General features: G+C 58.8%; 14 protein-coding genes. All 14 read left to right on the top strand.

Annotation, left to right across the window (positions count from 1 at the left end):
• The first annotated feature begins 24 nt into the window (after positions 1-24).
• The 14 genes from FDQ92_RS05255 (at position 25) to FDQ92_RS05190 (ending at position 11,955) form a co-directional block, all read left to right on the top strand.
• Positions 25-456: a hydrogenase iron-sulfur subunit gene (locus FDQ92_RS05255; RefSeq protein WP_137423606.1), complete on the top strand. Its 432-nt coding sequence runs from the start codon at positions 25-27 to the stop codon at positions 454-456.
• Positions 457-1,410, top strand: coding sequence for a 4Fe-4S dicluster domain-containing protein (locus tag FDQ92_RS05250; RefSeq protein ID WP_137423605.1), 954 nt, complete (start codon positions 457-459; stop codon positions 1,408-1,410).
• A 27-nt stretch (positions 1,411-1,437) separates the two neighbouring features.
• Positions 1,438-2,490, top strand: a complete 1,053-nt coding sequence (locus FDQ92_RS05245) for a 4Fe-4S dicluster domain-containing protein (RefSeq protein WP_137423604.1) — start codon at positions 1,438-1,440, stop codon at positions 2,488-2,490.
• 69 nt (positions 2,491-2,559) lie between these two features.
• On the top strand, positions 2,560-3,402 hold the full coding sequence (locus tag FDQ92_RS05240; RefSeq protein ID WP_137423603.1) for an FAD/NAD(P)-binding protein: 843 nt from the start codon (positions 2,560-2,562) through the stop codon (positions 3,400-3,402).
• 563 nt (positions 3,403-3,965) lie between these two features.
• Positions 3,966-5,246, top strand: a complete 1,281-nt coding sequence (locus FDQ92_RS05235) for a hypothetical protein (RefSeq protein WP_137423602.1) — start codon at positions 3,966-3,968, stop codon at positions 5,244-5,246.
• Between the two features lie 70 nt (positions 5,247-5,316).
• Entirely contained in the window at positions 5,317-5,715 is a 399-nt protein-coding gene (locus FDQ92_RS05230) for a secondary thiamine-phosphate synthase enzyme YjbQ (RefSeq protein WP_170180201.1), read from the top strand.
• Between the two features lie 783 nt (positions 5,716-6,498).
• Positions 6,499-7,014 (top strand): thiol peroxidase, encoded by a 516-nt coding sequence (gene tpx / locus FDQ92_RS05225; RefSeq protein ID WP_137423601.1) that lies wholly within the window; start codon positions 6,499-6,501, stop codon positions 7,012-7,014.
• A gap of 78 nt (positions 7,015-7,092) precedes the next feature.
• Positions 7,093-7,467: a desulfoferrodoxin gene (locus FDQ92_RS05220; RefSeq protein WP_137423600.1), complete on the top strand. Its 375-nt coding sequence runs from the start codon at positions 7,093-7,095 to the stop codon at positions 7,465-7,467.
• A 3-nt stretch (positions 7,468-7,470) separates the two neighbouring features.
• On the top strand, positions 7,471-8,004 hold the full coding sequence (locus tag FDQ92_RS05215) for a ferritin (protein ID WP_137423599.1): 534 nt from the start codon (positions 7,471-7,473) through the stop codon (positions 8,002-8,004).
• Between the two features lie 224 nt (positions 8,005-8,228).
• Positions 8,229-8,774 (top strand): ferritin family protein, encoded by a 546-nt coding sequence (locus tag FDQ92_RS05210; protein WP_137423598.1) that lies wholly within the window; start codon positions 8,229-8,231, stop codon positions 8,772-8,774.
• A 26-nt stretch (positions 8,775-8,800) separates the two neighbouring features.
• Positions 8,801-9,601 (top strand): ZIP family metal transporter, encoded by an 801-nt coding sequence (locus FDQ92_RS05205; RefSeq protein WP_137423597.1) that lies wholly within the window; start codon positions 8,801-8,803, stop codon positions 9,599-9,601.
• 41 nt (positions 9,602-9,642) lie between these two features.
• Positions 9,643-11,118 carry a multiheme c-type cytochrome gene (locus tag FDQ92_RS05200; RefSeq protein WP_137423596.1) on the top strand — a complete coding sequence of 492 codons (1,476 nt, stop codon included), beginning with the start codon at positions 9,643-9,645 and terminating at the stop codon, positions 11,116-11,118.
• Positions 11,119-11,255: 137 nt separating this feature from the next.
• Positions 11,256-11,696, top strand: coding sequence for a flavodoxin domain-containing protein (locus FDQ92_RS05195; RefSeq protein ID WP_137423595.1), 441 nt, complete (start codon positions 11,256-11,258; stop codon positions 11,694-11,696).
• 55 nt (positions 11,697-11,751) lie between these two features.
• Positions 11,752-11,955, top strand: coding sequence for a hypothetical protein (locus tag FDQ92_RS05190; protein WP_137423594.1), 204 nt, complete (start codon positions 11,752-11,754; stop codon positions 11,953-11,955).
• Positions 11,956-12,041: the final 86 nt, after the last annotated feature.

Raw genomic sequence — 12,041 nt, 5'->3', positions numbered from 1 at the left:
AAGGCTCATGAGGGAGTGGAACCGATGGCTGAGTGGGAACCGAAAATCGTGGCATTCCTTTGTAATTGGTGTTCCTACGGCGCGGCGGACCTGGCGGGCGTGAGCCGGCTGCAGTATCCGGTGAACATCCGGGTGATCCGGGTCCCCTGTTCGGGTCGGATCAACCCCAAGTTCATCCTGGCGGCGTTTCGTCATGGGGCCGATGGAGTATGGGTTTCCGGGTGTCATCCCGGAGACTGCCATTACATAGAAGGCAATTACTACGCGAGGCGAAAATTCGCCCTGCTGAAGACGCTTCTCGAGCACACGGGGATCGAACCCGGGCGGCTCCATTTTTCCTGGATATCTTCGGCGGAAGGGTCCAAATTCGCAAAGACCGCAACCGATGTGGTTGAAGCCGTGAAAGCTGTGGGGCCGGCCACGCATTTCGTGAAAAAGGAAGCTGAGGTGGCATAGATGTTCAACTACACGGAACGGATACGGGAGGCGGCTCACCGGTTGCTTTCGGAAAAGCGGGTGGACGGCGTGATCGGGTTTCGCAAGGGGACGATCCCGCTCATGAACGAGCCCGCTTTCATCCGGCACGTGGAGCATGTAAACCAGCTGTGGTGGGACGGGAATTGCGGGATCAACCTGGCCAACTATCTGGTGAAGCGTCCGGACCGGGTGGCGGTGGTGGCCAAGGGCTGCGACAGCCGGAACATCGTCGTGCACCTTCTTGAACACCAGATCGAGCGGGAACAGGTCTATGTGCTCGGAGCGCCGTGCCAAGGGATGATTGATCGTCGAAGGATTCTGGCGGCGTGCGACGGGCGGGAGCCGCTCCATGTGGAGGAAACGGCCGATGAGATCAAGGTTTCCGGGCGCGGCTGGGACCTCGCGCTCCCTCGCAAAGACTATCTCCAGGATAACTGCGCCATCTGCACCCATCGCAACCCGGTGATCTACGACGAACTGCTGGGAGATCTGGTGGCGGAACAGACGAATGTCGACCGGTACGAGGACGTCCGGCGCGTGGAAGCCCTGGATCCGGAAGCGAAATGGCGGTATTTCGAAGAGCTTATTGCTCCGTGCATCCGTTGCTACGCCTGCCGGAACGCCTGCCCGGTGTGTTACTGTCCCACGTGCTTTGTCGATGAGTCCCGCCCGCAATGGATGGGGAAAACCATCGACCCAACGGACACTCGAACCTTTCACCTTCTTCGGGCCTTTCACGTGGCGGGCCGGTGCACGGACTGCGGGGCCTGTGAACGGGCCTGTCCGATGGGGATCCGGGTGCGTCAGTTCACCAAGAAGCTGGAAAAGGACATATTGGAACTCTATGGCTACGAAGCGGGAGTGGTCCAGGATGAACGGCCGCCGCTGGACGCATATCGGCCCGACGATCCCGAGCCCTTCATCATTAAATAGACGTTGACGCGTATCGAGGATGGTCTCATGGCGAAGATTTTCCTGGACAGCGATCGATTCTCGGATTTTGTGGACCACCTGATCGCCCATTACCGAGTGTTCGGGCCGGTCAACAAGGGGCCGTACCACCAGTTCGAAAGGATCGAGGAACCGGGTGCCCTGGATCTGGATTTCAAAAACACCCGGCTTTCCCCGAAGTGCCTGATGCATCCGCAGGCGGAGCGGATGTTCAGTTTTTCCTTGGCCAAAGACGATCCGGAGGCGGGGATCCTCAAAGAAATTCCGAAAGAGATGGACGGACGCTTGATCTTGGGGATCCGGCCGTGCGACGCCAAGGCGTTTCAGCTCCTGGACGTGAATTTCGACACCCGGGAATTCAAGGACCCGTGGTGGGTGGGGCGCCGTCGAGGGACGTTGCTTGTGGGGCTGGCCTGCAACGAACCGTGTGAAACCTGTTTTTGCACGGCGGTGGGAACGGGCCCGGCGGATCCTTCGGCGTTGGATGTACTGCTGGTGAAGACCGCCGACGGTTTTGTGGCGGAAGCCGTAACGGACGCCGGAAAGGGCCTGCTCGGTGCCTGGCATTCCGGGGAACCGGTGACCGAGGCTCTCGAACAAGAAGTGGCGCAGATCAAGGAAAGGGCCGAAAAGCGTATCAGCCGGCCTTTCGATACGGCGCCGCTCGCCGAGCGGGAGACCAATGAATTGTTCAACCAAGCGTTTTGGGACGAAATCGAGTTCGCCTGCATCAACTGTGGGACCTGCACCTTTCTCTGTCCTACATGCTGGTGCTTCGACATCCAAGACGAAGTGTACGGGGACCGAGGCCTGCGTCTGCGCCTTTGGGACTCCTGTATGTTTCCGCTCTTTACGCTGCACGGGTCCGGCCACAATCCGAGACCTCAGAAGCTGCAGCGGGTGCGGCAGCGGTTCATGCACAAATTTAAATATTATATCGATAAATACGGTAACGGTCCGGCCTGTGTCGGTTGCGGCCGCTGCGTCCAGTTTTGCCCGGTCAACATTGATATCCGCCGGGTGGTGTCCATGATGACGGCGAGCTGTGTGTGTCCCGCCTGACGGTCCGATTCCAGAGCGGTTCGGCCATGAGACAACGGTCTTTTCCATAACGTGTTTGGGAGGTATCCTGTGATCAACCCGTATCGACCCAGCCCGGTCCGGATCGAAGCGATCGTGACCGAAACGGAAGATCGTAACCTGAAAACCTTTAAGCTTGTCTTTCTCCGTTCGGAAGACGAGGCGGCGTTTCAATACATACCGGGTCAGTTCGCGGAGCTTTCCGTGGCCGGCCAGGGCGAGGTACCCATCGGCATCGCGTCTTCTCCCACGGAGAAGGGGTACCTGCTTTTCACGGTGAACCGCGTGGGCAAGGTGACCACTCACCTGCACAACATGAAGGCCGGGGAAATCATGGGTGTCCGGGGGCCGCTGGGAAACTGGTATCCTTGGGATGAGATGAAGGGAAAGAACGTGGTGATCATCGGCGGTGGTTTCGCCTTCACCACGCTGCGTTCATCCATCGTCTACATGCTGCACTCGGAAAACCGGTCCCGTTTCGGCGACATTACGGTGGTTTACGGTGCGCGGAACCCGGGACTCCTGCTCTACAAGGACGAGCTGGTGGCCTGGGAACAGCGGGACGACATCACCATGCACATCACCGTGGACGCCACCGACGATCCCGACTGGAAATACAACGTGGGGTTCGTGCCGGCGGTCACCAAGGAAAAGGCGCCCGGTTCGGAAAACGCCTTCGCCATCGTGTGCGGTCCGCCCATCATGATCAAGTTCACCTTGCCGGTGTTGGCGGAACTGGGCTTCCCGCCGGAGCGGATCATTACCAGCCTGGAGATGCGGATGAAGTGCGGGATCGGGATGTGCGGGCGATGCAACATCGGGCCCGAATACGTCTGTAAGGACGGCCCCGTCTTTTCCATGGCGAAGCTTTCGACGCTCCCCGGTGAGTACTAGACTGTGTCTGCAAAGTCATTGGTAGCGTTCTAAAGTGGAGACCTTAAGCAAAAAGGTTAAAGAAGGTCAAAAAAATCCCCCTCTCCCCCCTCCCCTTAATCCCCTCCCACAAGGGGAGGGGAAACCCCCTCTCCCTTGATGGGAGAGGGTTGGGGTGAGGGTGATAAAAGCAATGAAGATCAATGAGTTACATTCCCCTCCCCTTAATCCCCTCCCACAAGGGGAGGGGAAATAGAATTCCACCTTGTTCCCAAGCCAGAGCTTGGGAACGTGGGGAATCCCCCTCTCCCTTGATGGGAGAGGGTTGGGGTGAGGGTGATAAAAGCAATGAAGGTCAATGAGTTACATTCCCCTCCCCTTAATCCCCTCCCACAAGGGGAGGGGAAATAGAATTCCTCTCGTTCCCAAGCTGGAGCTTGGGAACAAGAAGCAAAAGGGAGCTGGTGGCGGATTCGCTCATCATCGAGCCCAAGGAAGGCGCATAGAACCGGCTCGCTCCTGACTTCGAAGCCCCGGAAGCTCCTGCAGGTTCTGGGGTTTTCTTTTTGGAGTACAAGAAGATCATGACTCGGAAATCGAAATCCAACAAACCTAAGAAGCGAACCATCGATCTTTCGGAACCGGAGCAGCAGGAACTGGAGATGCTTCTGGATCGCCTTCGGGTGCAGGATCCGGAGGGACGGAGTCTCGACAACTACCTTCTCACGTTGCGACAGATCCTGGCGGGACGTGAAGCCATGGTGGCCGCGCTTGTGGACCGGTTGAGCCAGGAGGGAACGGCTGTAGGATTCCGGGTCCACCTGGCTTTAAGGGACCTGGTGAGCGGGGGGCAATGTCTGCGGGTGATGAAGCAGGCGGAATACCGGTTCCGGCAGCGGGGTTTCGGGAAGCTTGCGACGGGGTCGGAAGAGGCGGGACAGCGGCCGGTCGTCCTGGTACCCGGCGAAAAGCGCCGGCCCGAAGCGTACCTGGCCGCTACCCCTCGGGGTTCTTTGTTCGTGTTGGTGCGAGCTCCGTTGCCTGATTCGAACGTCTGGATGCTGGGCACCGTCCTGCTGTCGAGTCCTTGCTTGATCGAATACGTCCAGGTTGTGGAAGGTTCTCGGAAAGGGTACAGAGAATTGATTCGAGGTCTTGAAGGTTCCGGTCACGGACTGCCTGTGCCCATTCCCGTTTCTCATGGGAGTCGCTTCCTGTTCGATGCCATGGACCTGAGGCCGGACGTCATGCAGGGCGATCATGGAATCCAGCTGCAAAGGCTTCTCAAACCTTACCGGGTTTCCTCGGAAGAGGACACGTTCGTTGGGGAGATGACAAGGGACCTCGAAGACCGATTGCCGGAGGTGAGCACGCTCTTTAGTAACACCAAGAGACTGTTGCCTTTAGGGGTCTACTCGACCGCTTTTGACCGCGACACCGTTGAGCCCTTCTGGAACGAGATAAAAGCCGTCGATAATTCGGTTCTTATCGTCTCGGAAGAGGTACAGAACGAGCTTGTGGACGGGATCATTGCCAGGGCGACGGATGTGTTATTCGGCGGGGGGAAAGCTCGAGTGGTCGAAGTGCACCTCGAGGAAGTGGCCCTCTACTGGAGGCTTCGCGGCGATTTGGAGAAAGCTTCGGATGCCTTGGCTCTGGCTCGTTACGTGCGGCACGCTTCCCGCCCCAGCGACAACAAGCTGCTGAGGCTCATCGTAGAGACGGCTTTGGTCTTGCATTTCGGGGAGGAAGTGGGATGCTTGGAGGACGAATGTATGGGTGAAGGTGAAGGTGAGGGTGAGGGCCAGTTGGTCCTGGAACGAACGGAGTCCGGTATCATCCTGCCGCGGGGCTTTTCCCGGTGATGGCTGAGATGGCGGTCCGGAAGCCGGGATGTGTTGGCTGATACCGGCGAATCGATAAGAGGAGGTCATCGTGCTGGATATCCTTCAAGTGACGACTACCGCTCACAGCGGGGCCGTCGACATCACCGATATGGTTTCCAGGAAGATTCAGGAACGAGGCGTGAAAGAGGGCGTCTGCCTGATTTACGTGCCGCATACCACCGCGGCAATCACCATTAACGAAGGGGCGGACCCTGCGGTGATGGAAGACGTGATCGATTCCCTGGAACGGCTGGTTCCTTGGCGTGCCGGCTACAAGCATGTGGAAGGAAATGCGGCCGCGCACATCAAGACATCGCTTATCGGTACCTCGGTTCAGGTGATCGTGGAAAACGGTCGTCCGCTTCTTGGAACCTGGCAGCGGATCTTTCTTTGTGAATTCGATGGGCCGAGGACCCGAAAGGTGCGCATCAAGGTTCTGGTAGCGTAGAAAATAATAGACCTAATATTTGATGCCAAATTCTATTTCCCCTCCCCTGGTGGGAGGGGATTAAGGAGAGGGGGGAGAGGGGGATTTTTTTTCCCTCGTTCCCAAGCTCCAGCTTGGGAACGCCCCGCCCGGGAAGCTCCAGCTTCCCTCCTGCTACAGCTGAAACGCGCTGTCTTTCTAGGGAGTTCGCCAGGATCTCGAAGTGGTCTATCCCCTCGTTCCCAAGCTTTGGCTTGGGAACGGCCTCACCGAAGCTGGAGCTTCTGCACAGTTGTGTTCCCAAGCTGGAGCTTGGGAACAAGAAGCAAAAGATCTGCACCCGTCTCCACTTTAGAACGCTATCAAGGTTCTGGTCGGCGGGGAGTGAGGCCGGTTGGGGAATGACGCCGTTTCCCGAGGTTTAAAGACGATGCCGGTGGACTTTCCACGCCGCCGGCGACGGATAGCTTCGCCAAGCTTAAGACCGCCGAGCATTTTCAGGAACATGCGGCCATGGTGTTTGGAGGCCTCCACCGCTGCTTGAGCTGACCGAGCCGCTGAGCACCTGTCACAGGTTGAACTGGAACACGACTCAGACCGCGCCGCCGACGTCATGCGGCAGGCGAGCGGTTGATTTGCACCCGCTCGCTGCATCTGCACACGCCTTCCGACCCGCTCGCCGCCCGGCGATCCCGGGGCATCTTGACCTCGAAGATATTGGGGCTTAGAGTTAAAAATATTTCAGCAACATCTTCCGAGTCATTCGTTTTTCCGGCCCGACCCAACCTTGTTCAAGGAGCGAGCATGGCAGAGCGGCACGGTGCGGTGACGATGAAGGGAGCGCCTCTCACGTTGGTGGGAAATGAAGTGAAGGAAGGCGAGGCGGCTCCGGACTTTGAAGCCCTTTCAAATGACCTCCAACCCGTAACACTCTCCTCGTACCGAGGCAAGGTGATCGTTCTGAGCTCGGTACCCTCTCTCGACACGCCGGTTTGTGACATGGAGACCCGGCGCTTCAACCAAGAAGCGGCCAACTTGGGCGATGACGTGGCGATTCTCACCATAAGCATGGATCTCCCATTCGCCCAGAAGCGCTGGTGCGGTGCCGCCGGGGTAACGCGAGTCACGACGCTTTCGGATCACCGAGATGCGGCCTTCGGCATGGCCTACGGAGTGCTGATCAAGGAACTCCGGCTGTTGGCCCGGGCCGTTTTCGTGGTGGATCGCGAGGGCGTTGTTCGGCACGTGCAACTCGTCAAGGAAATCGCCAGCGAACCGGACTACGAGTCCGTGTTGAAGGCCGTCAAGGCTTGCCTGTAGTTCGGTGCTGCGACCATGGGAGGCGTCGGCGGTCTGATGCCTTCTCGAATGTCCAACCGCTAAAGGAGGAAGACGATCATGAGGCAAAGGTTTGAGGTTTACAAATGCGACGTATGTGGAAACATCGTGGAAGTCCTTTTCGGCGGCGAGGGGGAACTGGTGTGCTGCGGTGAAGCCATGAAGCTTCTCAAGGCAAACACGGTGGATGCGGCCAAGGAAAAGCACGTGCCGGTGGTGGAAAAGATCTCCGACGGCTACAGGGTGAAGGTGGGCTCTGTGGCGCATCCTATGGAGGAGAAACACTACATCCAGTGGATCGAACTCATGGCCGACGGTATTTCTTATTTCAAGTTTCTCAAGCCGGGGGATAAGCCCGAAGCGGACTTCTGCGTAAAGGCCGAAAAGGTCACCGCCCGGGAATACTGCAATCTCCACGGGCTCTGGAAAGGGTAAGCGATGCTGAGCGATCGAATGGAAAAGGCTCTGAACGATCAAGTGAATGCAGAATTCTATTCCTCCTACCTCTACCTTTCCATGGCCGCCTACTTCAACGAAGTGAACCTCACGGGCTTCGCGCGCTGGATGGAGGTGCAAGCCCTGGAAGAGCTCACCCATGCGATGAAGTTTTACAAATTTATCAACGAACGCGGCGGGCGGGTGGCGCTGGCCGCGATCAAGAACCCGAAGACCGCCTGGTCTTCTCCGCTCGAAGCGTTTGAGGATGCTTTCAAGCACGAACAGATGGTGACGGGTCTCATCAACGATCTGGTGGATCTGGCCATTGCAGAAAAGGACCACGCCAGCAACCATTTTCTCCAGTGGTTTGTGGCCGAGCAGGTGGAAGAGGAAGCCAGCGCCAATGAAATCGTCCAGAAGATCAAGCTGATGGGCGAGGCGCAAGGGGGGCTCTTCATGCTGGATCGGGAACTGGGCCAGCGCATCTTTACCTTACCTCCCGGCAGTACGCTCGTGGCCGCCGCGGCCAACTGAAGCGGATTCCTCATGACCGCGGGCACACGATTCGACAGGTGCCCGCGGCACTCCGCAAAGCGGTCCATCGCGGCGTGCTCGGAGTCCCGTGATGGCCAATGCAACCTTGAAACCTGAAGATGGCCGGAATCCGTCGAGAAACGCCGAGACGCCGGTGAGCCGACCCTTGGCCGGCATCGGATGGTTTGAATCGAAGCAACGTGTGGCGTTGGAGGAAGCTGTCCATGGCTCTTTCCCGTGAGGAACTCCTGGATATGTTCTGCCAGGCTCTGGACATCAAGGAAAAGAAGAAGAAACTCTATGAAGAAGCGATGCAAGGCTGTTCCGATCAGGTCGGCCGGGAAACTCTCGGCCTGCTCATGAACGCCGAGATTGAACATATCCGCTATCTCCAGGAAATGTACGAAGATCTGAAGAAAGGTTCCGATTGGTCGAATGCCTGCCGCTACATTCCGGCCGAGGAACAGGCGCTGAAAGCGCTCTACAAGCGTATCAAGGTGGTTCAACCCGACCTGGCCGGAGCTTGCTCCGACGAGGTGATGGCGCTGGATACCGGGGTGCAGTTGGAAGAAGCGTGCATTCGCCTGTTTGAGGAAAAGCGGAAGGCGTCTGAAGATCCGGAACAGAGGGCGTTTTTCGAACGGCTCGCCGCAGAAGATCGAGAGCACCGGGCGGTCCTCGAAGACCTCAAGTACTATTACTCCGACCCGCAGGGGTGGTACATGGAAAAGAGCGGCGCGAGGCTCGATGGCGCCGGACCTTTTGCCTGAGCGGTAGCGGTGGGGCGGGCAAGTCTATGGAAACCTGGCATCCCGGGCTTCAAGCTCTGGCGGCCACCCTTTTCACGTGGTTTTTAACCGCCTTGGGCGCTTCGGCCGTTTTCCTCACCCGCCGGATGCCGCAGTGGGTGCTGGACGGCATGCTGGGCTTTGCCGGCGGTGTGATGATCGCGGCCAGCTACTGGTCTCTTCTGGCACCGGCCCTCACTATGGCCGAAGAGGGGACGCTCCCGGCGTGGCTTCCGGTGGCCGTGGGCTTCCTCGCCGGCGGACTCGCCCTCAGGGCCATCGATGCGGTGCTGCCGCATCTGCACCTGGGCTTCCCTATGGAGGAGGCGGAGGGGATACCAACGCCCTGGCGCCGGTCGGTCCTCCTGGTGTTGGCCATCACCCTCCACAACATTCCGGAAGGACTGGCGGTAGGGGTGGCTTTCGGGGCGGCGGCCTCAGATCTTCCGGGAGCGACCTTGGATGGAGCTGTAGCCTTGGCCCTGGGCATCGGCATCCAGAACTTCCCCGAGGGACTGGCGGTCTCCGTGCCGCTCCGCCGTGAAGGGTTGTCCCGGATCAAGGCTTTCTGGTACGGCCAGCTTTCAGGCGTGGTGGAACCCGTGGCCGGTGTGGCCGGCGCCCTCATCGTCCTTGCCTCCAAGGCGATCCTTCCGTACGCATTGAGCTTTGCGGCGGGAGCTATGATCTTTGTGGTGGTGGAAGAAGTGATCCCGGAGTCTCAGCGGAGCGGACATGCGGATCTAGCCTCCGTGAGCTGCCTGGTGGGATTCGCGGTCATGATGACCTTGGACGTGGCGCTGGGTTGACGGGTCGGACAACGCAAGGAACAGTAACAGGGAGGAAGCCGGTGAAGCGGTGTTACTGCCTCTTGGTTCTGCTGACCGCGGTGGGATGGGCCGTGGAATCGCCTGCCGCGTCGATCAGCGCGGCCACCGAAGAGTGCCTCGCGTGCCACGTGGAAGCGACACCGGGAGTGGTCGCCGACTGGGAACGAAGCCGCCATGCCCAAATGACCACTGGTGAAGCACTTGCCGTTCAAGGTCTTGCACGAAAGGTGTCGGCCGCGAACGTGCCCGAAGCTCTGGCTGAGGTTGCGGTGGGTTGCGCCGAATGCCATGCACTCAACGCCGGAGACCAGCCCGGAACGTTTGAACACAACGGCTACGAAGTCCACACGGTGGTCAGTCCGAAAGACTGCCGCACCTGCCATGTGGAGGAAGCGGACCAGTTTCAACAAAACCTCATGGCTTACGCCCACGGTAACCTGGTGAACAACTCCCTCTATGGTCAATTGACGCTTGCGGTGAACGGCACCCAGTCTTTCGACGGGCAGGCGTTGAACGCAGCGCCCGAAAACGAACAGACGGCCGCCGATTCCTGTCTCGCCTGTCATGGAACAAGAATTGAGGTGAAGGGGACCGTCGTTCGGGAGACGGACCTGGGGGAGATGACCTTTCCCGTGCTTTCCGGTTGGCCCAACAGAGGGGTGGGGCGCGTCAACCCGGATGGGAGTCTGGGTTCCTGCGCCGCCTGCCATGCGCGTCACCAGTTTTCCATCGAAGTGGCCCGCAAGCCGCACACCTGCAGCCAGTGCCATAGGGGGCCGGACGTTCCGGCCGCCAAGATCTACCAGGTGAGCAAGCACGGCAATCTTTATGAATCCCTTTCCGCTCGGTGGGATTTTTCCGCCGTCCCGTGGACGTTGGGTAAGGATTTCACGGCGCCCACCTGCGCCGCCTGCCATGTGAGCCTTTTGGTGACTGACGGCGAACAGGTGGTGGCTTCCCGGACGCACCGGATGAACGACCGTTTGCCATGGCGGATCTTTGGCGTGATCTACGCACATCCCCATCCGGAATCCGCCGACACGACGGTCCTTCGAAACAGCGCGGGCTTGCCTCTCGCCACGGAACTTACGGGAGAGCCGGTGAAGGAAGGGCTCATATCAGCTGATGAGATGGACCGGAGGCGCCGGGCGCTCCATCAGGTCTGCCTGGGATGCCACGGGGCGGCCTGGGTGGAAGGACACTGGGTGCGATTCGAAAACACGCTGGCGGAAACCAACGCCATGACGCTGGCCGCCACCGGGATCATGACCACCGCCTGGGAGAAGGGTCTGGCTCAGGGTCCTGGAAGCGGGGGTAATCCCTTCGATGAGGCCGTTGAGAAGGCTTGGGTGGAGCAGTGGCTCTTTTACGGCAATTCCGTCCGCTTTTCTTCGGCCATGATGGGGGCCGATTACGGGGTCTTCGACAACGGGCGCTGGTACCAGTCGAAAACCGTTCGGGAAATGAAGGACTGGCTGGATTCGCGTTCGAAGTAGGTGGAAGGGAGAAAGCGGACCTCTGAAATGGAAGATGTCCCCGCCGGGAGGTTGGAAATACTTGTTCAAGAATTGAAGAAACTGCAACCCTGAACCGGAGGATACGGCAGACTGATCCCTGTCCAGCGGAGGAAAACATGGCCAAGGCTTTGGTGGTTTATGCCACCCGGACCAACCAGACCAAGAACATTGCCGAACTCGTCGCCGAAGGGATGCGTTTCCAGGGGATGGAAGTCCGTCTGGTGAACGTCGCCGAATTCGACAAGTCCGGTGTGGATCCGGAGGAATTCGACGCCGTCGTTTTGGGTTCTCCCACCTACCACGGAGAGATGCTTCCGTCCATGAAGACGTTTCTCTTCAAGCTGGAACGATCCAACTTGGAAGGGAAAGCGGGGGGAGCCTTCGGGGCGTTCGGTTGGAGCGGCGAGGCGCCGACGCGTATCTTTGAAACCATGAAGCATGTGTATCGAATGAACATGGCGGGCGGCCCTCTCATGCTCAAGTCCGCGAGTCTTGGAGGGGGCGTCCAGATGGCCCAGGGTTACGGGCAAGAGGTTGCCCGGATATTGGCAGGTTGAAGGACGACCCGGGGTCGAAATCGCGGGATGGCCAATCACAGGCAAAGGAGTTGCCATGACGACACCCAAACATTGTCCCGGTTTTGAACAGTACAAGGATCTGAAATCTTTCGTGTGTCAGTGTCCCGAGTGCGGTGCGGAAAAGGAAATCTTTTCCGACGAGTTTGACAAGAAACATACCTGTGCCAAATGTGGGAAGGCGATTGATTTCACCAAGTGTTCATTCTATGCAGGCGGACAGTCCGACGAACCCAGGTGACGGCGGCGGGTGGCGGATCTTTCCGGGTGAATTGGAGTTCACCCGTGGCCCGGCGATGGTCGGCCGCGAGACCGTTTGCGACGGGT

This window comes from Desulfoglaeba alkanexedens ALDC (assembly GCF_005377625.1).
Classification (GTDB): domain Bacteria; phylum Desulfobacterota; class Syntrophobacteria; order Syntrophobacterales; family DSM-9756; genus Desulfoglaeba; species Desulfoglaeba alkanexedens.
This window is presented reverse-complemented; position numbering and strand designations above follow the sequence as displayed.